Raw genomic sequence first — 21310 nt, forward strand, 5'->3', positions numbered from 1 at the left:
AGGGCTTTTTTGCAAAGGTCTCGGCCTTTTAAACGGTTTGAAAAAGGACGTGTCGAACACGTCCTTTTTTCCTATTACAACAGGAATATGGTTGCCAATCCCAAGAAAATCAGGAAGCCGCCGGAGTCGGTGACCGCGGTAATCAGCACCGAGCTGCCCAATGCCGGGTCGCGTCCGGCTTTGTCCATCATGACGGGAATGAGGACACCGACGGTCGCGGCAAGCAAAAGGTTCAAGGTCATCGCGGCCACCATGACCAAACCGATGCCGATGTTGCCGTAGAGCAGCCATGAAATCACGCCCATCACGGTGCCCCAAATAATGCCGTTGACGAGGGCGACGCCGACTTCTTTTTTCAGCAGGCGGCCTGCCTGCGTGCTGGTCATTTGTCCCATCGCCATGGCGCGGACGATCATGGTGATGGTTTGGTTGCCGGAGTTGCCGCCGATGCCGGCGACGATGGGCATCAGCGCAGCCAGTGCGACGATTTTCTCGATACTGCCTTCAAATGCGCCAATCACGCGGCTAGCGATAAAGGCGGTACACAGGTTGATGGCAAGCCACATCCAGCGGTTTTTCACCGAGTCCCAAATCGGGGCGAACAAGTCCTCTTCTTCTTGCAAACCGGCCATGTTAAACATGTCGGCTTCGGATTCTTCACGGATCACGTCCACCATTTCGTCAATGGTGATCCTGCCGATCAGCTTTTTGTTTTCATCGACAACCGGCGCGGTTACCAAGTCATAACGTTCAAACGCCTGCGCCGCTTCTTCCACGTCGTCTTCGGGACGGAAGCGCACGACATCGGTGGCCATCACGTCCGCCACCATGTCTTCGGGGTCGGCGACCAAGAGTTTGCGGATGGGCAGCACACCTTGCAACACGTCGTTTTCATCGACCACGAAAATCTTGTCGGTATGGTCGGGCAGGCTGTCGAAACGGCGCAAGTAGCGCAACACGACCTCACACGTCACATCGGCGCGGATGCTGACCAATTCAAAGTCCATAATCGCGCCGACTTGGTTGTCTTCGTAAGACATCGCCGCTTTGACCTGCTCGCGTTCTTCTTCATCACGCGTTTGCAGCGCTTCGTACACCACTTGGTGCGGCAAGTCGTCTGCCAGTTCTGCCAATTCGTCTGCGTCCAAATCATCGACAGCGGCCAACAGCTCGTCTTTGTCCATGGACTCGATCAGCATTTCGCGTACGGAGTCGGATACTTCCAGCAACACTTCGCCGTCGTCTTCAGGGGCGACCAAAAGCCAAACGATGTTACGCTCGCGCGGTGGCAGAGATTCCAAGACGGCGGCCACGTCGGCAGGGTGCAACTCGGCCAAGAGGACGGTCAGCTCGGTGAACTTGTCGCACAGGCTTTCGTCTTCAATCGGCATGCCTGCTTCGATTTGTTCAAATGACGGCTCAAGGATTTCGCATAAGGCGTGGATGCGGTCGATATCGTCAGAGATGCGATCGTCAGAAATGCGGTCTTCTACCACATCATTGTCGGGGATATTGTCGAGATTCGGAGGGGTTTGTTCGATGCTCATAAATGCTCCGCCCGCCAGACGCGGGAAGGCATTTCGGCGGGATGATTATTGTTGTTGTGTATCAGATGGGAAGTTCAAAGACGAACTGGGAAGGTCCATAATTCAAGCCTGCTGAGAGGCGCAGAGTTGTAAACGGTCCATATTCTACTCTTTTTTAGGCCGTTTTACCATTTTTAACGGGAAAGGCCGTCTGAAATTTAAATTTCAGACGGCCTTTTCATTTGCTCAAACCTTATTCTTTAGGCAGGCGCAGGACGGAGACGATGAATCCGCCCCAAATGACGATCAATGCGACAAGCATCATAATAATGGCTGAAGTACTCATTATTCGTCTCCTTCACGTTCGTGTTCATGTTCGTCTTTGACGTTGAAGTTCTGACCATGTTTCCACGGCAAGAAAGATAGCAGGACGGACAATACCAAGAGAGTGCCTACCATGCCCCAACCGAAGATATTGAGGAAGCTGTCAGGATAGCCGCTGTAATTCTCTTTTAAGAGGCTGGCAGTATCTTGATACAGCATATAGCCGAGCATAGCGACGGTAACCACCACGCTGGCAGTCCACACTTTACCGACACGGATGGAAGACAGCGCGTTCAAGTGGTTGCGCAGTTCCGGCAGCTTGTTCAACAAGACAATCGCCAAAACATAAATAAAACCGGAAGCCACAATGCCGTAGGTATTGATGAATTTGTCCAACACATCCAACACAGGCAGGCCGGTAGTCGTACCGAACAGCAAGGTAGAAATAATTGCCATTGGCACGCCTGCAATCAGCGTTGCGCTGACACGGCCAATGTTCATTTTGTCTTGAATCGCAGCCACAATCACTTCAACGATGGAAATCATCGAAGTGACACCGGCAAACACCAGAGAGCCGAAGAACAACACGCCGATCAACGCACCCATAGGGGCTTGGTTAATGATGGTCGGGAACGCGATAAACGCCAAACCGATACCGTTGGATGCCACTTCGCTGACTTCTTTGCCTGCGGCTTGAGCCATAAAGCCCAATGCGGCAAATACGCCGATACCGGCGAGCAACTCAAAGCTGCTGTTGGCAAAGCCGACAACCAAGCCAGTACCGCCCAAGTCGGTTTTTTTCTTCAGGTAAGAAGAATAAGTAATCATGATGCCGAAGCAGATGGAGAGCGAGAAGAAAATCTGGCCATATGCGGCTACCCAGACTTTCGGATCCGCCAAACGGCTCCAGTCAGGCGTAAACAAAGCGTTCAAACCTTTTGCCGCACCCGGCAGAGTCAGCGCAATGCCCACCATGATGACGAACATCACCACCAACAAAGGCATGAAGAATGTAGATGAACCGGCCACGCCTTTTTGTACGCCCAAAGCCATAATCGCCAGCGTAAACACCCACACGGCAATCAGCGGACCGGCTACTTTGCCGACAAAATCCAAGCCCAAGTCTTTGGCATCGGCCATTTGCAGGAAGTCTTTGAAGAAGAATGCCTGCGGATCTGCACCCCATGCCGAAGTCAAAGAATAATAGGCATAGCTTGCCGCCCAGCCGACAATCACGGCGTAGTAGATACAGATGATGACGTTGGTCAGGAAGTTCCACCAACCCATCGGCTCAAACAAACGGCCGAGGCGGCGGAAAGCCAAAGGTGGCGAGCCGCGGTAACGGTGGCCGATGGCGTAGTCGAGCAGCAACAGCGGAATACCTGCCGTCAACAGCGCAACCAAGTAAGGGAGGACGAAAGCACCGCCGCCGTTGTCGAAAGCGATGTAAGGGAATCGCCAAATGTTGCCTAAGCCCACGGCCGAGCCGATGGCAGCAAACATAAAGGCGCGGCGACTGCTAAACGTCGCGCGTTCGCTGGATTGAGAATTTGACACGATGAACCTCTTAAAAGTCGAGTGCCGCCAAGGCCGTTCAGCCTTGCGCGTATATATTTAGGAATCAGGCCGGGCAAGCCGGTCGGTTAAAGTAGATATTCGGACAAGGATAATATCCGGTATAGAGGATGCACCGCTTATGGCCATGCAAACATAATCTGACCTTATCGTAAAAAAATTTAACAGTGTTGACAAGTCATAATTAAATTAAAATCACAAGCAAAATCTTCATACACTACGACTAAAACCTTCATACACTTATTTATATAACCCCCAAACACAGCTCAATCCACCGTTTTTCCCTCCCTTGTTCCGACAATTTTCCCCTTTGCTAAAAACCGCCCTCCCCTTATCCGGCAAGGAAAACCGGGAATCCAAGGCGTTTAAATTCCATGTCATCAAAAATGTTCAGACGGTCTTTTCCTTTTGCTCGATTAAACCCGGGCCGTCTGAAAATTACACTGTTGTATGTTGTAATCAAAAGCCACACTCAAATTCTGTTTAATATAAACAAAAACAATCCGCCTTTTCCCGTTTCATTCATTACCATGATTTAAAACGAGCATAAAACACTAAAAACAGAATTAATAAAAAATGAAATTTCAAAAAATATTAAATAACATTAAATTTAAACCTGTATTTCTACTCTAATCATCTACAATTAAAAATAATCGAACCTAAAATTTTCAATAAAACATTAATTACACAGCACTACATTTTTGCTATAATTGCCACCATTCACTCCCCACCCAAACCCAAACCCAAAAGAAGAGGAAAAGCCATGGGTATCAAAGTTGCCATCAACGGCTACGGCCGCATCGGCCGCCAAGTAGTGCGCGCTATTTTTGACTACAAACTGCAAGACCAACTCGACATCGTTGCCATCAACGCCAGCGGCAGCATCGAGACCAACGCCCACCTGACCAAATTTGACACTGTTCACGGCCGCTTCAACTCTGAAGTTTCCCACGATGAGAAACACCTCATCATCGACGGTAAAAAAATCCCTTACTTCTCTACCCGCAACCCAGCCGAATTGCCATGGGGCGAATTGGGCGTTGACCTGGTAATGGAATGTACTGGCGCGTTCACCAGCAAAGAGAAAGCCAAAATCCACTTGGAAAGCGGCGCGAAAAAAGTGCTGATTTCCGCTCCCGGCGGCGATGACGTAGACGCAACCATCGTTTACGGCGTAAACGACGACGTGATTACCGACGACATGACCGTTATCTCCAACGCGTCTTGTACCACCAACTGCCTGGCACCTGTGGCCAAAGTATTGAACGAAAACATCGGTATCGTAAACGGCGTGATGACCACCATCCATGCGCTGACCAACGACCAAACCGTAACCGACGTACGCCACAAAGACCTGCGCCGTGCGCGTAGCGGTGTGGAAAACATGATTCCGACCAAAACCGGCGCTGCAAAAGCCGTCGGTTTGGTATTGCCGGACCTGAAAGGCAAACTCGACGGCCTCGCCATCCGCGTACCGACCGTCAACGTTTCCCTGGTTGACCTGAGCTTCCAAGCAGGCCGCGACACTTCCGCCGAAGAAATCAACGCGCTGATGAAAGCCGCTTCCGAAGAAGGCCGTCTGAAAGGCGTATTGGCCTACAATACCCTGCCGCTGGTTTCTATGGACTTCAACCACACTACCCAAGCCAGCACATTCGACTCTACGCTGACTAAAGTCACCGCAGGCAAAATGGTTAAAGTGTTCGCATGGTACGACAACGAGTGGGGCTTCAGCTGCCAAATGCTGAACACCGCGCGCCGTATGTTCGGTTTGGAAGTACGTCCGTTCTAATCGGCTTCCAACACAAAGGCCGTCTGAAACATCTTTTCAGACGGCCTTTTGTATTTCCTTTAAAATATCGCATTCCCATTTATTTTCAGACGGCCTCTTCATGTTTCCCAACGAATCCGCCCCCAACCTCCTGCAAGGCTTAAACCCCGAACAACTTTCCGCCGTAACCTGGCCGCCGCAATCCGCCCTTGTGCTGGCGGGCGCGGGCAGCGGCAAAACCCGCGTGCTGACCACGCGCATCGCATGGCTGTTGCAAACCGGTCAGGCAAGTGTACACAGCATTATGGCGGTAACGTTTACCAACAAAGCTGCCAAAGAAATGCAAACCCGACTTGGCGCAATGATTCCCATCAACGTCCGCGCCATGTGGCTCGGCACGTTTCACGGTCTCTGCCACCGCTTTCTACGGCTGCACCACCGCGACGCCGGTTTGCCCTCTTCCTTTCAAATCCTCGACAGCGGCGACCAGCTTTCCCTCATCAAACGCCTGCTCAAAAGCCTCAACATCGCCGAAGAAATCATCGCGCCGCGTTCGCTGCAAGGCTTCATCAACGCGCAAAAAGAATCCGGTTTGCGCGCTTCCGTGTTGAGCGCGCCCGACCCGCACACAAGCCGCATGATTGAATGCTACGCCGAATACGACAAAATCTGCCAACGCGAAGGCGTAGTCGATTTTGCCGAACTCATGCTCCGCAGCTACGAAATGCTGCAAAGCAACGAAATCCTGCGCCAACACTACCAAAACCGCTTCAATCACATTCTGGTCGACGAGTTCCAAGACACCAACAAACTGCAATACGCCTGGCTGAAACTCATGGCGGGCGGCAACGCGGCAGTGTTTGCCGTCGGCGACGACGACCAAAGCATCTACCGGTTCCGCGGCGCGCACGTCGGCAACATGACCGCGCTGATGGAAGAGTTCCACATCGACGCGCCCGTCAAACTCGAACAAAACTACCGCTCCGTCGGCAACATCCTCGCCGCCGCCAACGCCGTTATCGAAAACAACGACGAACGCCTCGGCAAAAACCTGCGCACCGACGCCGAAGCAGGCGACAAAATCCGCTACTACTCCGCCTTTACCGACCTCGAAGAAGCCCAATTCATCGTTGACGAAACCAAAGCCCTCGAACGCGAAGGCTGGGATTTGGACGAAATCGCCGTCCTCTACCGCAGCAACGCCCAATCCCGCGTCATCGAACAAAGCCTGTTCCGCAGCGGCATCCCCTACAAAATCTACGGCGGCCTGCGCTTTTACGAACGCCAAGAAATCAAACACGCGCTCGCCTACCTGCGCCTCGCCGTCAATCCCGACGACGACAACGCCCTCTTGCGCGTCATCAACTTCCCGCCACGCGGCATCGGTGCACGCACCATCGAAAACCTTCAGACGGCCTCAACCGAACAAGGCATCACCCTCTGGCAGGCAGCCTGCAACGCCGGCGCAAAAGCCGCCAAAGTCGCCGCCTTCATCCGCCTCATCGAAGCCCTGCGCAACCAAGTCGGACAAATGCCCCTGCCCGAAATTATCGTCGGCATCCTCAAAGACAGCGGCCTGACCGAACACTACCGAACCCAAAAAGGCGACAACCAAGACCGCCTCGACAACCTCGACGAACTCGTCAATGCCGCCATCGAGTTCAAACCCGAAGACAGCAACTTCGAAATCCTGCCCGACAACATTTCAGACGACCCCGCCTTCCCCATCCTCGCCTTCCTCAGCAACGCCGCCCTCGAATCCGGCGAAAACCAAGCAGGCGCGGGCGAAAAAGCCGTCCAACTCATGACCGTCCACGCCGCCAAAGGCTTGGAATTCAACGCCGTCTTCCTCACCGGCATGGAAGAAGGCCGCTTCCCCAGCGAAATGAGCCTTGCCGAACGCGGCGGCCTCGAAGAAGAACGCCGCCTCATGTACGTCGCCATCACCCGCGCCCGCAAACGCCTCTACATCACCATGGCGCAACAACGCATGCTGCACGGACAAACCCAATTCGGCATCGTCTCCCGCTTCGTCGAAGAAATCCCGCCCGAAGTATTGCACTATCTGTCCGTCAAAAAACCCGCCTACGACAGCTACGGCAATACACGCCCAACCGCCGTACAACGGGACAAAATCATCGAAGACTTCAAACAGCCGCAAACCTACGCAGGCTTCCGCATCGGCCAAAACGTCCGCCACGCCAAATTCGGCACCGGCGTCATCATCGATGCCGTGGACAAAGGCGAATCCGCCCGACTGACCATCAACTTCGGCAAACAGGGCGTGAAAGAGCTGGATACCAAGTTTGCGAAACTGGAAGAGATGTAGAAGGGAGATGACAGAGGTCGTCTGAAACCCGTAGCGTGGGCTTTGCCTACGAATCAAACTCAAAATTTCAGACGACCTTTTATTTGAAGTTAATGATTAGGCTTTGTGTTCGCCATCATTTTCTGCTTTGGGCGGAACGGGGGCAAACCAGCCGACCAGAAGCAGCAGCAGGCCAACAATGATGAAGGAGGCAATGCGCTCAATACCGCCGCTGTTGGAAAGCTCGATCAGGAAGAGTTTGACGACTACGATGCCCATCAGCGTCGCGCCTGTCATCCAGTAGGAATGCTATTTCAGAATCAGAAATATGGTCAGGAGCAGATTTTTTAATCTGTACTCCGTCGCATAAGTCTGAAAAGAAAAATCGCGACAGCTATTAAAAAACAAGCAAGTAAAAAATCCATCTTATGTTACCAATTCTATTCATTTTTTTATTTTCGATACCATAATTATTTTTTAATTACACCCATTGAAATGGTGGTTGCCATTAAATCAAATTCTTAAAATCTAGTCATGTTGAATATAACATCGTCTGAAAACCTTGAAAGGTTTTCAGACGACCTTGGATATGTTTGAATTCAAATACTTTTGATATTATTGCAACTTTTATCGAAATTGAAGTATTCGACCTCCAATTACTAGCTTAACATTACCCTTTTTCATAATTTGAAGATTATCAAACCATATATCAATAAAGTCTTCCTGGTAAATTTTTATTGATAAAATATCACATATATTTTTTACAGAGCCAGAATATTCCTCACCCAAATTATAGTCTTCTAATATTAAATCTATACAGTCTCTAGAATAGTTATAATCTGATTGAACATATTCAACTAAATATCCATAGAATGAATTTATTATTTTATCAATACCTAACGATATACTTTGTTCATCAGTGATTAATTTATCCGTTTTTACCTGCATGATACCTAGCGTTATTTCCCTAGGGCTATGCTTAGCTACAAAATTTTCAATCAATCTAGCATTCTTTGGTCTATTAAAATCTTCAAATATCATTATAGAATAAACAACCAATTGAAGAAACTTAAGATTATTAATTCTAAAATCATTATTGTTTGTATCCCATTCTTTTGCAATCTCTACCTTTTTATAAATATTTTCTAAGCCATCCTCAAGATTAGATTTAATATATTTATCATACAAAGAGATAAAATTCTTATATTTAATAGCTATATATTTTGAGATTCTTTCTTTTTTCTTAGCTTCGGGCAATTCAATTTTATTTATGATATTAAATATAAACAAACCAATTATTATCCATAACTCATTAGAAATAGTATTAAAATCTGGAATCAATGGTTTTTTAGGTAAGATTAACTTAACGTATACAAAATAACTAACAATGCTAATAGTAATTGCATAAAATATCTGCAGCTTCCAATCTAGGATATGCAGTCTACCCATGAACAAATTAATAAATAATCTTAATAAAACAGAGTAAATAGTAACTATGTAAATACTTTCTGTGAATCTATCGAGTTGAAAACTATAAAGAATTGCAGATATTAAAATAATAAAAATTGCAGGAGTAAGTACCTTTAGAGAAAAATTAAAAGCAGCAGAGTCCTCTCTATCTACAATAAAATCAATTTTATGATAGCCAAGAGAATAAGAATGTTTACCCAACCAATTTGATATAAAAAATAATGCAATTGCTAAAATAGGATAGATAATTACATACAATAAGACATTCATAGAAAATTCTTTCTTATTCAAAATAATAAATTTATAGTTTATCAATGTGCCTCTTCCCAATTCATACCCACGCCCACTTCAGCCACCAGCGGCACGTTCAACATCCCTTCGTCCACTTTCGCCATAATCTGCGGCAGTTTTTCTTTGACTAAATCCAGTTCGGCTTCGGGTACTTCCAACACCAGTTCGTCATGCACCTGCATAATCAGTTTGCTCTTCAGGCCGTCTGAAACCAGCCAGCGGGACACGTCTATCATGGCGCGTTTGATGAGGTCGGATGCGGTGCCCTGCATGGGGGCGTTGATGGCGGCGCGTTCGGCTCCGGCGCGGGCGTTGGCGTTTTTGTTGTGGATGTCGGGCAGGTAGAGGCGGCGGCCGAACAGGGTTTCGACGAAGCCTTGCGCGGCGGCTTGTTCTTTAGTGCGCTGCATGTATTCGGCGACGCCGGGATAGCGGGCGAAGTAGCGGTCGATAAAGTTTTTGGCGGAGATGTTGTCGATGCCCAATGATTTGGCGAGGCCGTATTGGCCCATGCCGTAAATGAGGCCGAAGTTGATGGTTTTGGCGTAGCGGCGTTGTTCGGACGAGACGTTTTCAGGGGCAATGCCGAACACTTCGGCGGCGGTGCGGCGGTGTACGTCTTCGCCGTTTTGGAACGCTGTAATCAGGGTTTTGTCGCCGGAGAGGTGCGCCATGATGCGCAGCTCGATTTGGGAATAGTCGGCGGAAACGATGACGCTGCCTTGCGGTGCGGTAAAGGCGCGGCGCACGCGGCGGCCTTCGGCGGTGCGGATGGGGATGTTTTGCAGGTTGGGGTTGTTGCTGGCGAGGCGGCCGGTAATGGCGACGGCTTGAGCGTAGGTGGTATGCACGCGACCGTCTTTGGGCGAAATCATTTCGGGCAGTTTGTCGGTGTAAGTGGATTTGAGTTTTGCCAGGCTGCGGTTTTGCAGGATGATTTTGGGCAATGGATAATCGGGCGCGAGCTGTTCGAGCACGGCTTCGTTGGTGGAAATGCCGCCTTTGGCAGTTTTTTTCAGTCCTTTGGTGGGGATGCCCATTTTGTCGAACAGGATTTCTTGAAGCTGTTTGGGCGAGTTGAGGTTGAACGGCTGGCCTGCGGCGGCGTAGGCTTCTTGTTCGAGCTTCATCAGTTCGGCGCCGAGTTCTGCGCTTTGGCGGGCGAGTTCGGCGCGGTCGATTTGTACGCCGTTGCGTTCCATTTCAAACAATACTTGCGCAACAGGCAGCTCCATTTTTTCATACATTTCAAGCTGTTTGTCGTCCATTTGCGCGCGCAGGTGCGCTTCGAGGCGCAGGGCAAAATCTGCGTCTTGTGCGGCGTATTCGGTCGCCTGCCCGATAGCGACGTCGGCAAAACCGATTTGTTTCGCGCCTTTGCCGCACAGCGATTCGTAGGTAATGGTTTCCAAGCCCAGCCAGCGTTCGGACAATTCGTCCAAGCCGTGTCCGAGATGGCTCTCGATGATATAGGAAGCAAGCATGGAATCGCCGGCAATGCCGTTCAGGGCGATGTCGTAGTTGGCGAAAACGTGTTGGTCGTATTTGAGGTTTTGCCCGATTTTTTTCAGGGCAGGATTTTCCAAATGCGGTTTCAGACGGCCTAATACTTCTTGCAAATCAAGTTGTTCGGGCGCAGCAGTCAGGCTGTGTCCTACGGGGATGTAAACCGCTTCGCCTGCTTGGAACGCGATGCTGATGCCGACCAGCGCGGCGTTCATCGCGTCTAGGGAAGTGGTTTCCGTATCGATGCCGATTGTGTCCGCCTGCGCCAGTTTGTCCAACAAAGCGGCAAACTGCGCTTCGGTGGTAACGGCTTGATAATCCAACTTTTCGGGGGCGGGGGCATGTTCTATGATTTTTTCAGACGACGTTTCCATGTCCAACGCCGCCTGTTCGCCTATCGTATCGCTGCCGAACAAATCGCCGTCCACCGCTTCGTGCATACGGCTTTCCGCTTCTTTCAGCCAAGTGCGGAAGCCCCAGCGTTTGAAATCGACAACCAGCTGCGCCCATTTAGGCGTAGTACGGCGCAGGCTTTCGAGGCCGTCTGAAAGCTCGGTGTGCAAATCCAAATCGGTTTTAATCGTTACCAAATCATACGACAGCGGCAGTTGTTCCAAAGCAGCTTGCAGGTTTTCTCCCACCTTGCCTTTGACTTCGGCAGCGTGTTCCATCACACCAGCCAGCGAGCCATAGACTTCCAGCCACTTCACCGCAGTTTTCGGGCCGCATTTTTCCACACCCGGCACGTTGTCCACCTTGTCGCCCATCAGCGCGAGATAATCGCGGATTTGGTCGGGGCGCACACCGAATTTTTCCTTCACGCCTTCAATATCCAGCGTTTCGCCGCTCATCGTGTTCACCAGTGTCACGCGCTCATTTACTAACTGCGCCATGTCCTTATCGCCGGTAGATACCACCACGTTCCACCCTGCTTCGCTAGCCATCTTAGCCAAAGTGCCGATAACGTCGTCCGCTTCCACCTGCGGAATCACCAATACCGGCCAGCCCATCAGGCGCACCAAATCCGGCAAGGCTTCCGCCTGAGGGCGCAAATCGTCCGGCATCGGCGGGCGCGTCGCCTTATAGTCGGGGAACATCTCGTGGCGAAAATTTTTGCCCTTAGCGTCAAACACCACCGCGCAATATTCATGCACATAATCCGCCCGCAGCCGGCGCAGCATGTTCAACACACCATACATCGCCCCCGTCGGCGCACCATCGGGCGCAGACAAATTCTGCCCCATGGCATGATAGGCGCGGTAAAGATAAGAAGAGCCGTCAACGAGAAGGAGTGTGGGTTTGTTGGACATGGAGAACCTGCTGTGTGTATGAAAATAATGTACGGATTATAAAGGAAAAGGCCGTCTGAAAACCGAAAATCAAGTTTCAGACAGCCTGATGTTTACATAAATATACGGTTTCAGGTATTGCGCCTCAGAATCCCATCTTGTATATTTGTATTCAAATGAATACAAATCAAAGCAGACGAATATGAATGCAACGAACCGTATCCCAATTAGTGTGCGCATCACTCAGGAAGATGCTGATTTTATTGCCGAACTCAAAATTGAAGGTGCGAATACAGCGTCTGAAAAAATCCGCGAATTGCTCAAGCTGGCGCGCTTGGCGCATACGCAGACACGCGATTACGGCTCTGCACTGACGGCGCAAGAGCAGTTTTTCCAACCAGCAAAACACGAAATCTTGCACGCTGAAAAACAGGCTGGAGTGCATTCGCATATCGTGGCGAGGCTGTTTGAACAACTGCCCGACTTAGGCGCAACACTCGCCGCCGATCTGCCAGCAGAAGCTGACCTAGACGATTTGAAAAAATACGAGCGCGAACTGATGTGGCGCATCGTCCGCCTTACCGACAGCATCCTGCAACTCGCCGTAACCGGCAAAGGCGCGGCATACGACGATACCGTGCTGCAACAGCTTGAAAATACTTTGAAACTGGCAAAGATTGTGCAGCAGGCAAATGAAATTTAAGGCTGCCGCCATACCAAATGAAACAAACACATTTTAGTGAAAGGAAAATCCAAATGAGCGAAACCCTATCCCGCCGAGTAGGCCGTCTGGTAAGCGGCGGTTTTCATGCCCTGATTGATGCGGCGGAAAACCTCGCGCCTGAAGCGGTAATGAACGAAAGCATCCGCGAAATTGAGCGCGCAGTAGATGAAGTGCGTGCTGAATTGGGCAAAGTGTTGGCACAGAAACATCTTGCCGCCAAGAAAATGGCCGATGAAAGCAACCGCCACGAAGCCATCGATGCCAATCTGCAAGCCGCCGTAGATGCCGGTCGCGATGATCTTGCCGAAGCGGGTATCGCCGAACAGATGGACATCGAAGCGCGTCTGCCCATCTTGGAAAACACCATTGCCGATTGTGCCGCACAAGAAAAAGAGCTCGAAGGCTTTATCGCCGCCCTGCAGGCGAAAAAACGCGAGATGCAGCAGCAGTTGCAAGACTGGCGTGCCGCACAGCAAAGCATGGGCACAGGCAAAACAGTCGGCGGCAACGGCAGCGACCTCAACCGCATTGCCCGTGATGCCGAAAAAAGCGGCAATGCCTTCGACCGTGTGATGGGTCGCCAAAACTCGGTACACAGCAGCACCGATGCGGCGCAGTTGGCCAAGCTGAAAGAACTGGAAGACTTAAGCCGCAACCACCGCATTGCCGAAAGATTGGCGGCATTGAAAGCAGGGAAATAAGATGAATTTTGTTAATAAGATTTATGAGCTTGCTGAGCAGATTGCTTACCGCCATAAGATGTTGAATCACCATGCTGCATGGTTGCTGTTATCAACTATCGCGGTTTGGTCTCTTAGTGATAATCACCCCATACCCGCAATAGTTGCTGCTATTTTAATTATGGGATTCTATGCTGTTATTATTATGAATGACGTGAAGACAAAATATGGAGACAAATTAATTGCAGATGGACGGAAAGTTTCTATTGAACAAGCCATAGAATTATTAAAAACCGAAATCTTGGAAAACTGTGACAAACAAGAGCAGCAAAAACTCTTAGATCTATTGGAGAAGAAATGCCTAACTCAAATAAAGTTTAAAAACTTCTTCAAATACCGTTTATTTTGGATTGCATATATCTTTTGGGGGTGGATGCTTTTAGATTTACTTATATTAAGTAGATAAAATCCAAACAAACCCCACCAACATTAAAAATGTATTATTCAAAATACAAATCCCATAAAGAAAAAATCAAAAAGAATAAGGAAATGCAATATGTGGAATTTAATCAACGCCCCCGAAACTGAAATCTTCGGCATTGCCATTGCGCTGATGATTTTGCTCGGTGTGTTGGAAGTCATTTCCATGCTGGCAGGCGGTATCAGTGACTGGTTGGACAACCTGTTGCCCGACAGTCTGACCGAAACCGCGCACGCCGAGGTTGGATTGGATGTGGCGGATGCAGGCATATTCGTGCGTTTCCTGAGCTGGCTGTATGTCGGACGTATCCCGGTGTTGATGTTGATGGTGGTATTTCTTGCCGTATACGGACTGACGGGTTATCTGTTTCAGACGGCCTTTGCCACTGTATTCGGCAGCTATCTGAATGGCACGCTGGCAGCAGTCATCGTTTGGTTTCTTTCCCTGCCCTTAGTGCGAGTGACGGCTAGCGGTTTGTACAAAATTATGCCGAAAGATGAAACCACTGCCGTTTCGCAAGAAAGTTTAATCGGCCGCGTCGGCACAGTGGTGCTGGGCGAAGCTCGGGTAGGTAATGCGGCGCAGGTGCGCGTGAAAGATGCTTACGGCCAACAGCATTATGTGATGGTAGAGCCTGACTCTGAAGATGTATTGAAACAAGGCGATGCGGTATTGCTGGTGTCGTTGGACGGAAATACATTTAAGGCAATTTTGAATCCGAGCGGCAGCTTGGTAGATTAAGGCCGTCTGAAACCGCTGATTTATCGATACGGTAAAAATAGATACTTTACCGCCCTATCCTCACCATCTAGAAATCCGAAATAACAATATAGAAGAACAACCACTCTATTATTTCAACCCATATTTTTAACCCTTTCAGACGGCCTCTTTCTCTCAAAGCCTTCTGAATCCACCGCCCCAAAAGGCATATTAACAAGAAGAAAGGAAAAACCATGAATTTGGTCTCCATCGGCACTATCGCCGGCGTCATACTCGTCGCGCTGTTTGTACTCGGCCTTATCCTGACCCGTCTGTATCGCCGTGCCAGCAAAGAAGTCTCATTTGTCCGCACCGGTTTTGGTGGCGAAAAAGTCATCATGAATGGCGGCGCGATGGTGCTCCCCGTATTGCACGAAATCATCCCCGTCAACATGAATACACTGCGCCTTGAAGTGCGCCGCGCTGCCCAACAAGCGCTGATTACCCGCGACCGTATGCGCGTTGACGTGATGGCTGAATTTTACGTCCGCGTTAAACCCAGCGCCGAGAGCATTGCGACCGCCGCACAAACGCTGGGTATGAAAACCATGTCTCCCGATGAGCTGAAAGACCTAGTCGAAGGTAAATTCGTTGATGCCCTGCGCGCCGTTGCCGCCGAAATGGCCATGGAAGAACTGCATGAAAAACGTGTTGATTTCGTTCAGAAAGTACAGCAAGTCGTGAGCGAAGATTTGTTTAAAAACGGTCTCGAACTCGAAACCGTTTCCCTGACCGGCCTCGACCAAACCAGCTTTGAGTTCTTCAACCCGCAAAACGCCTTTGACGCGGAAGGTTTGACCAAACTGACCGAAACCATCGAAGGCCGCCGCAAAAAACGTAACGAAATCGAACAAGACACCGACTTGGCAATCAAAACCAAAAACCTCGAAGCCGAGCAGCAACGCCTGAAAATCTCGCGCGAAGAAGAATACGCCAAACTCGAACAAGAGCGTGAAATTGCCGTCCGCCGCGCCGAACAAGAGGCCAGCATTGCCGAACAAGAATCTCAGAAAAAACGTGAAGCGGAAGAAGCAAAAATTGCCGCTGAACGCGAAGTGGATTTGAAACGCATTGCCGCCGAGCGCGATATTAAAAACGAAGACATTAGAAAAGCCCAAGCCGTTGAACAGGCAGAGGTTGAACGCCGCAAAGCCATCGAATTGGCCGAGCAAGACCGCGCCATCGCCGTTGCCGAAAAATCACGCGCCGAATCCGAAGCCAAAGCCGAAGCCGACAAAGCCCGTGCCGCAGCTGTTCGTGAAGAAGAAAGCGTGATTACCGTACGCGAAACCGAACGCGCCGAGCGTGCTAAAGCGGTCGAACTGATTGCCGCAGAAGAAGCCGCGCAAAAAGATGCGATTTCGCTCACTGTTGCCGCCGAAGCTGAAAAACAAGCTGCACAAGACCGCGCTGAAGCCGTGCGTATTGCCGCCGAAGCCGAAGCCGAAAAACACCGCCTGCAAGCCAAAGGTGAGGCCGATGCCAAAATTCTGTTGGCGCAAGCGCAAGAGCAACAATACAAGGTTGACGCCGAAGGTACCCGCGCTGTGAACGAAGCTGCCAACGTCCTGAGCGTTGAACAGGTTGAAATGCAAGTCCGCCTTGCCCTCTTGAAACATCTGCCTGACATCATCCGCGAATCCGTCCGCCCAATGGAAAAAATCGAAGACATCAAGATTTTGCAAGTCAATGGTCTGGGTGGCTTTGCCGGTGGTGCAAACGGTGCGGAAGGTGTTTCAGACGGCCAGACCACACAAGCCAGCCTTGCAGACCAAATGGTCAACAGCGCACTGCGCTACCGCAGCCAAGCTCCGTTGGTTGACGGTCTCTTGAAAGAGTTGGGGCTAAATGGTGGCGACATCAACGGCCTGACCCAAGGACTTGATAAAACCATCGACCAATCATAAACGAATGCCATCATAATGGTTTAAAGGCCGTCTGAAACTTTTCAGACGGCCTTTTGTTTATACAAGAGCTTCCACAAATTCTAATATTTTCAATACTGATCAATTCAGATCTGTTGTAGTAGCAATAAATTAGGAATCATCCAATCTATTTTTTGAGGATAAAAAAGATTGGGTGGACTATTTTAAATGTGAATCACAAGGCTAACTACTTCAATAATGATCCACCAATAATTTAATCATAAAAACCTGTTCTACCGTTTCGATTTCAAACTTGCCATCTACTCATCTATCGACATTTCAATATCAAGCCACTTATCTTCAGATAAATAAAAAAGCACAACATTTCGTTGTGCTTTTTCTTGATGAACCCACATTACTTGTTTTTTTGCGAACGAAGGTAATCCAAAGTTTTCAGCTGGGCAATGGCGGCTGCCAATGCTTTGTGCGCTTCAGCCAAAGATTTTTCGTCTCTAGCTTCAGAAACACCTGTTTCGGCTGCTTTTTTAGCTGCTTCAGCACGCGCCTGATCCATTTCTGTACTGCGGACGGCAACGTCTGCCAATACGGTAATCTTATCAGGCTGTACTTCTAAAACGCCACCGGAAACGGCAACCAGTACTTCTTCAGCTTCACCCGGAACAGTCAAACGCAATGCGCCGGGGCGTACCAAACTCATAATCGGCTCGTGTCGTGGATAAATACCAAGCTCACCTTGAACGGTCGGAACCACCACAAAGCTGGCCTCGCCCGAATAGATGTTTTGCTCGCTACTGACCACTTCAACTTGCATGGTGCTCATGCCGGCCTCCTTAGTTTAAGGTTTTCGCTTTCTCAGCCGCTTCTTCGATACCGCCTACCATATAGAACGCTTGTTCAGGCAGATGGTCGTATTCGCCGTTCAAGATGGCTTTAAAGCCGGCGATGGTGTCACGCAATGAAACATATTTGCCTGGAGAACCGGTAAATACTTCGGCAACGTGGAACGGTTGAGACAGGAAGCGTTGGATTTTACGGGCGCGCATCACAGTCAGTTTGTCTTCGTCAGACAATTCGTCCATACCCAGAATAGCGATAATGTCGCGCAATTCTTTGTATTTTTGCAGAGTAGACTGTACACCGCGCGCTACGTCGTAGTGCTCTTGGCCCAATACCATCGGATCCAATTGGCGTGAAGTAGAATCAAGCGGGTCAACTGCCGGGTAAATACCCAAAGATGCAATATCACGGCTCAATACGACGGTTGCGTCCAAGTGGGCGAAAGTTGTCGCTGGAGACGGGTCAGTCAAGTCATCCGCAGGTACATATACGGCTTGGATGGAAGTAATGGAGCCGGTTTGGGTAGAGGTAATACGCTCTTGCAAACGACCCATTTCTTCAGCCAATGTCGGTTGGTAACCCACTGCAGAAGGCATACGGCCCAACAGTGCAGATACTTCGGTACCGGCCAAAGTGTAACGGTAGATGTTGTCAACGAAGAACAATACGTCGCGACCTTTACCGTTTTCGTCTTTTTCGTCACGGAAATATTCAGCCATAGTCAAACCTGTCAAAGCAACGCGCAGACGGTTGCCTGGAGGTTCGTTCATTTGGCCATACACCATGGCTACTTTATCCAATACGTTGGAATCTTTCATCTCGTGGTAGAAGTCGTTACCTTCACGGGTACGTTCACCCACACCTGCGAACACGGACAGACCGCTGTGCGCTTTGGCGATGTTGTTGATCAATTCCATCATGTTCACGGTTTTGCCCACGCCGGCACCACCGAACAGACCTACTTTACCGCCTTTAGCAAACGGACACAGTAAGTCGATCACTTTAATACCGGTTTCCAACAATTCGGTAGTTGAAGACAACTCGTCGAATTTCGGAGCAGTTTGGTGAATGGCACGGCTCTTGTCGGTATCGATCGGACCTGCTTCATCAACAGGCGTACCCAATACGTCGACAATACGACCCAATGTACCTTTACCTACCGGTACAGTGATTGGTGCACCAGTATTGCTTACAGACATGCCGCGTTTCAGGCCGTCTGAACTACCCATTGCAATAGTACGGACAACGCCGTCACCCAGAAGCTGTTGAACTTCCAGAGTCAGACCGTTCTCGTCCAATTTCAGGGCATCGTAAACATGCGGGATAGCGTCGCGTGGAAATTCCACGTCAACCACCGCACCAATAACTTGTACGATTTTGCCTTGGCTCATTATCGTATCCTAATTTCCTGTTCAGGCTTCAGACGGCATTAAACTGCCGCTGCACCTGCTACAATTTCTGACAATTCTGTGGTAATCGCGGCTTGACGCGATTTGTTGTACACCAAGCGCAATTCTTTGATGGCATTGCCTGCGTTGTCGGTTGCGGCTTTCATCGCTACCATACGCGCGGCTTGTTCAGATGCCATGTTGTCGCTCAATGCCTGATAAACCACAGACTCTAAATAGCGGCGAACCAAATATTCCAATACGGCGATAGGACTCGGCTCGTAGAGGTATTCCCAAGTAAATGAAGAATGACCTGTTCCGTCGTCAATAACGTTTTCACCGATAGGCAGCAAAACTTCCATACGCGGCTCTTGGCGCATTGTATTGACGAAACGTGAGTAAACCATATGGATACGGTCTAATTCATGCTTCTCATAACGTTGGAAGATTTCGGTCAGAGGGCCGAGCAGCAATTCCATTTTTGGGGTATCGCCCAAATTGGTTGCGCTAGCAATAACATTCAAACCGATACTTTGGCATGCAGCCAAACCTTTACTACCCAGGCACACGACTTCGACTTCGATGCCTTGTTCCTGATACTCTTGAACTTGCGCCAAAAACTTTTTCAGTACGTTTGCGTTCAAGCCACCGCACAAACCTTTATCCGAGGTAATCAAAATGAAGCCGGCACGACGCACTTCACGGTGCGGCTCCAACAATTTGATACCATGATCGGCATTAGTCTGTGCAAGATGGCTCATCACTGTACGCACTTTTTCGGCGTACGGACGCGCTAAGCGCATCCGGTCTTGAGTCTTCCGCATTTTAGAGGTCGACACCATTTGCATCGCTTTAGTGATCTTTTGGGTATTTTGAACACTACGGATTTTGGTGAGAATCTCTTTTCCGACTGCCATTTCAGACTCCTTTCATCTCAATACTTATGCTTGGTAAGCGTAAGAAGATTTGAAAGATTTCATGGCTTCGGTCAATGCTTTTTCGCTTTCGTCAGACATTGCGCCTGATGCATTAATCGCTTCCAGAACGTCAGGATGTTGCGTACGTACGAAACTCAAGAATTCTGCTTCGAAAGCCAAGGCTTTGGATACCGGAACATCTGCGTAAGAACCGTTGTTGATCGCCCACAAAGTCAATGCCATTTCGGCAGTGTTCAATGTGCTGAATTGTTTTTGTTTCATCAATTCAGTAACTACTTCACCGTGTTGCAGCTGTTTGCGTGTTGCTTCGTCCAAATCGGAAGCAAATTGCGAGAACGCTGCCAATTCACGGTACTGTGCCAACGCCAAACGGATACCGCCACCCAGTTTTTTGATGACTTTGGTTTGTGCTGCACCACCTACGCGCGATACGGAAATACCGGCATTGATTGCAGGACGGATACCGGCATTGAACAAGTCGGTCTCCAAGAAGATTTGGCCGTCTGTAATCGAGATTACGTTGGTTGGTACGAATGCTGATACGTCACCGGCTTGGGTTTCAATAATTGGCAACGCAGTCAGAGAACCGGTTTTGCCTTTTACTTCGCCATTGGTCAGTTTTTCAACTTCGTTTTCGCTGACACGGGCTGCACGTTCCAACAGACGGGAGTGCAGATAGAATACGTCGCCAGGATATGCTTCACGGCCAGGAGGACGGCGTAACAGCAGAGAAATTTGACGGTATGCAACGGCTTGTTTAGACAAGTCATCGTATACGATCAACGCATCTTCGCCACGGTCACGGAAGAATTCACCCATGGTACAACCGGAGTAAGGAGCAATGTATTGCAGTGCAGCGGCTTCAGAAGCAGTTGCAGCAACCACAATGGTATGCTCCATCGCGCCATGCTCTTCCAATTTGCGTACTACGTTGGCAATAGAAGATGCTTTTTGACCGATAGCCACATAAATACAGATAACGCCTGTACCTTTTTGGTTAACGATGGCATCCAGTGCTACGGCAGTTTTACCAGTTTGACGGTCACCAATGATCAACTCACGTTGGCCACGACCAACCGGAACCATAGAGTCAATGGCTTTCAGGCCGGTTTGCATTGGTTGGTCAACCGATTTACGCGCAATCACACCTGGTGCAATTTTTTCGATTGGAGCAGTCAATGTTGTGTTGATTGGACCTTTACCATCGATAGGACGACCCAATGCATCAACCACGCGGCCAACCAGTTCACGACCGATCGGCACTTCCAAAATACGGCCGGTACAGGTAACTGTATCGCCTTCTTTAATGTGTTCGTACTCACCCAACACTACGGCACCGACGGAGTCACGCTCCAAGTTCATGGCCAGACCGAAAGTGTTACCGGGGAATTCGAGCATCTCACCTTGCATCGCGTCTGACAAGCCATGAATGCGCACAATGCCGTCTGTAACAGAAACAACGGTACCACGGGTACGCACTTCTGTATTGACGGACAGATTTTCGATTTTGGCTTTAATCAAATCGCTAATTTCAGCAGGATTAAGCTGCATGAAAAC

Annotated in this window: 16 protein-coding genes and 1 pseudogene; 7 read left to right on the forward strand and 10 right to left on the reverse strand. The window is 49.5% G+C overall.

The genetic code is table 11. The annotated features are described in order from the left end of the window. Positions 1 to 74: 74 nt before the first annotated feature. The 3 genes from mgtE to ACTHSW_RS00945 form a co-directional block, all read right to left on the reverse strand. A complete protein-coding gene (gene mgtE / locus ACTHSW_RS00935) occupies positions 75 to 1547 on the reverse strand; it encodes a magnesium transporter (RefSeq protein ID WP_070459695.1) in 1473 nt (490 codons plus the stop codon). A gap of 232 nt (positions 1548 to 1779) precedes the next feature. After that, positions 1780 to 1872: a methionine/alanine import family NSS transporter small subunit gene (locus ACTHSW_RS00940; RefSeq protein WP_036472778.1), complete on the reverse strand. Its 93-nt coding sequence runs from the start codon at positions 1870 to 1872 to the stop codon at positions 1780 to 1782. Further along, positions 1872 to 3407, reverse strand: coding sequence for a sodium-dependent transporter (locus ACTHSW_RS00945; RefSeq protein WP_083290018.1), 1536 nt, complete (start codon positions 3405 to 3407; stop codon positions 1872 to 1874). Before ACTHSW_RS00945 ends, ACTHSW_RS00940 begins: the two co-directional genes overlap by 1 nt. Positions 3408 to 4188: 781 nt before the next feature. Here ACTHSW_RS00945 and gap point away from each other — a divergent pair. Next, positions 4189 to 5217, forward strand: coding sequence for a type I glyceraldehyde-3-phosphate dehydrogenase (gap, locus tag ACTHSW_RS00950; RefSeq protein WP_003682614.1), 1029 nt, complete (start codon positions 4189 to 4191; stop codon positions 5215 to 5217). Between the two features lie 100 nt (positions 5218 to 5317). Then, positions 5318 to 7525, forward strand: coding sequence for a DNA helicase II (gene uvrD / locus ACTHSW_RS00955; RefSeq protein WP_440373741.1), 2208 nt, complete (start codon positions 5318 to 5320; stop codon positions 7523 to 7525). A 96-nt stretch (positions 7526 to 7621) separates the two neighbouring features. Here uvrD and ACTHSW_RS00960 read toward each other — a convergent pair. The 3 genes and pseudogenes from ACTHSW_RS00960 to polA form a co-directional block, all read right to left on the reverse strand. Next, a pseudogene (locus tag ACTHSW_RS00960) lies at positions 7622 to 7807 on the reverse strand (DUF2339 domain-containing protein); the annotation flags it as partial. 324 nt (positions 7808 to 8131) lie between these two features. Continuing rightward, positions 8132 to 9244: a hypothetical protein gene (locus ACTHSW_RS00965; protein WP_070459744.1), complete on the reverse strand. Its 1113-nt coding sequence runs from the start codon at positions 9242 to 9244 to the stop codon at positions 8132 to 8134. A gap of 41 nt (positions 9245 to 9285) precedes the next feature. Continuing rightward, positions 9286 to 12081, reverse strand: coding sequence for a DNA polymerase I (polA, locus tag ACTHSW_RS00970; RefSeq protein WP_107768671.1), 2796 nt, complete (start codon positions 12079 to 12081; stop codon positions 9286 to 9288). Between the two features lie 181 nt (positions 12082 to 12262). Between polA and ACTHSW_RS00975 the strand changes: the two genes are divergently transcribed. The 5 genes from ACTHSW_RS00975 (at position 12263) to ACTHSW_RS00995 (ending at position 16611) form a co-directional block, all read left to right on the forward strand. Next, positions 12263 to 12763, forward strand: coding sequence for a hypothetical protein (locus tag ACTHSW_RS00975; protein WP_107768670.1), 501 nt, complete (start codon positions 12263 to 12265; stop codon positions 12761 to 12763). A gap of 53 nt (positions 12764 to 12816) precedes the next feature. Next, on the forward strand, positions 12817 to 13485 hold the full coding sequence (locus ACTHSW_RS00980; protein ID WP_070459753.1) for a PspA/IM30 family protein: 669 nt from the start codon (positions 12817 to 12819) through the stop codon (positions 13483 to 13485). A gap of 1 nt (position 13486) precedes the next feature. After that, positions 13487 to 13930: a hypothetical protein gene (locus ACTHSW_RS00985; RefSeq protein WP_070459756.1), complete on the forward strand. Its 444-nt coding sequence runs from the start codon at positions 13487 to 13489 to the stop codon at positions 13928 to 13930. Positions 13931 to 14020: 90 nt separating this feature from the next. Then, a complete protein-coding gene (locus tag ACTHSW_RS00990; protein WP_070459759.1) occupies positions 14021 to 14686 on the forward strand; it encodes a YqiJ family protein in 666 nt (221 codons plus the stop codon). Between the two features lie 212 nt (positions 14687 to 14898). Beyond that, positions 14899 to 16611 (forward strand): flotillin family protein, encoded by a 1713-nt coding sequence (locus ACTHSW_RS00995; protein ID WP_004519001.1) that lies wholly within the window; start codon positions 14899 to 14901, stop codon positions 16609 to 16611. A gap of 373 nt (positions 16612 to 16984) precedes the next feature. Here ACTHSW_RS00995 and ACTHSW_RS01000 read toward each other — a convergent pair whose 3' ends face one another. From ACTHSW_RS01000 to atpA, 4 genes are read right to left on the reverse strand one after another with little or no spacing between them, the layout of a single operon-like run. Next, positions 16985 to 17410 (reverse strand): F0F1 ATP synthase subunit epsilon, encoded by a 426-nt coding sequence (locus ACTHSW_RS01000; protein ID WP_003683708.1) that lies wholly within the window; start codon positions 17408 to 17410, stop codon positions 16985 to 16987. Positions 17411 to 17420: 10 nt separating this feature from the next. Further along, positions 17421 to 18818, reverse strand: a complete 1398-nt coding sequence (gene atpD / locus ACTHSW_RS01005; RefSeq protein ID WP_003683789.1) for a F0F1 ATP synthase subunit beta — start codon at positions 18816 to 18818, stop codon at positions 17421 to 17423. A 38-nt stretch (positions 18819 to 18856) separates the two neighbouring features. Next, on the reverse strand, positions 18857 to 19732 hold the full coding sequence (gene atpG / locus ACTHSW_RS01010) for a F0F1 ATP synthase subunit gamma (protein WP_004519003.1): 876 nt from the start codon (positions 19730 to 19732) through the stop codon (positions 18857 to 18859). Positions 19733 to 19756: 24 nt separating this feature from the next. Continuing rightward, entirely contained in the window at positions 19757 to 21304 is a 1548-nt protein-coding gene (gene atpA, locus ACTHSW_RS01015) for a F0F1 ATP synthase subunit alpha (RefSeq protein ID WP_070459762.1), read from the reverse strand. Positions 21305 to 21310: the final 6 nt, after the last annotated feature.

This window comes from Neisseria sp. P0008.S004, from assembly GCF_051962755.1.
Lineage (GTDB): Bacteria > Pseudomonadota > Gammaproteobacteria > Burkholderiales > Neisseriaceae > Neisseria > Neisseria subflava_A.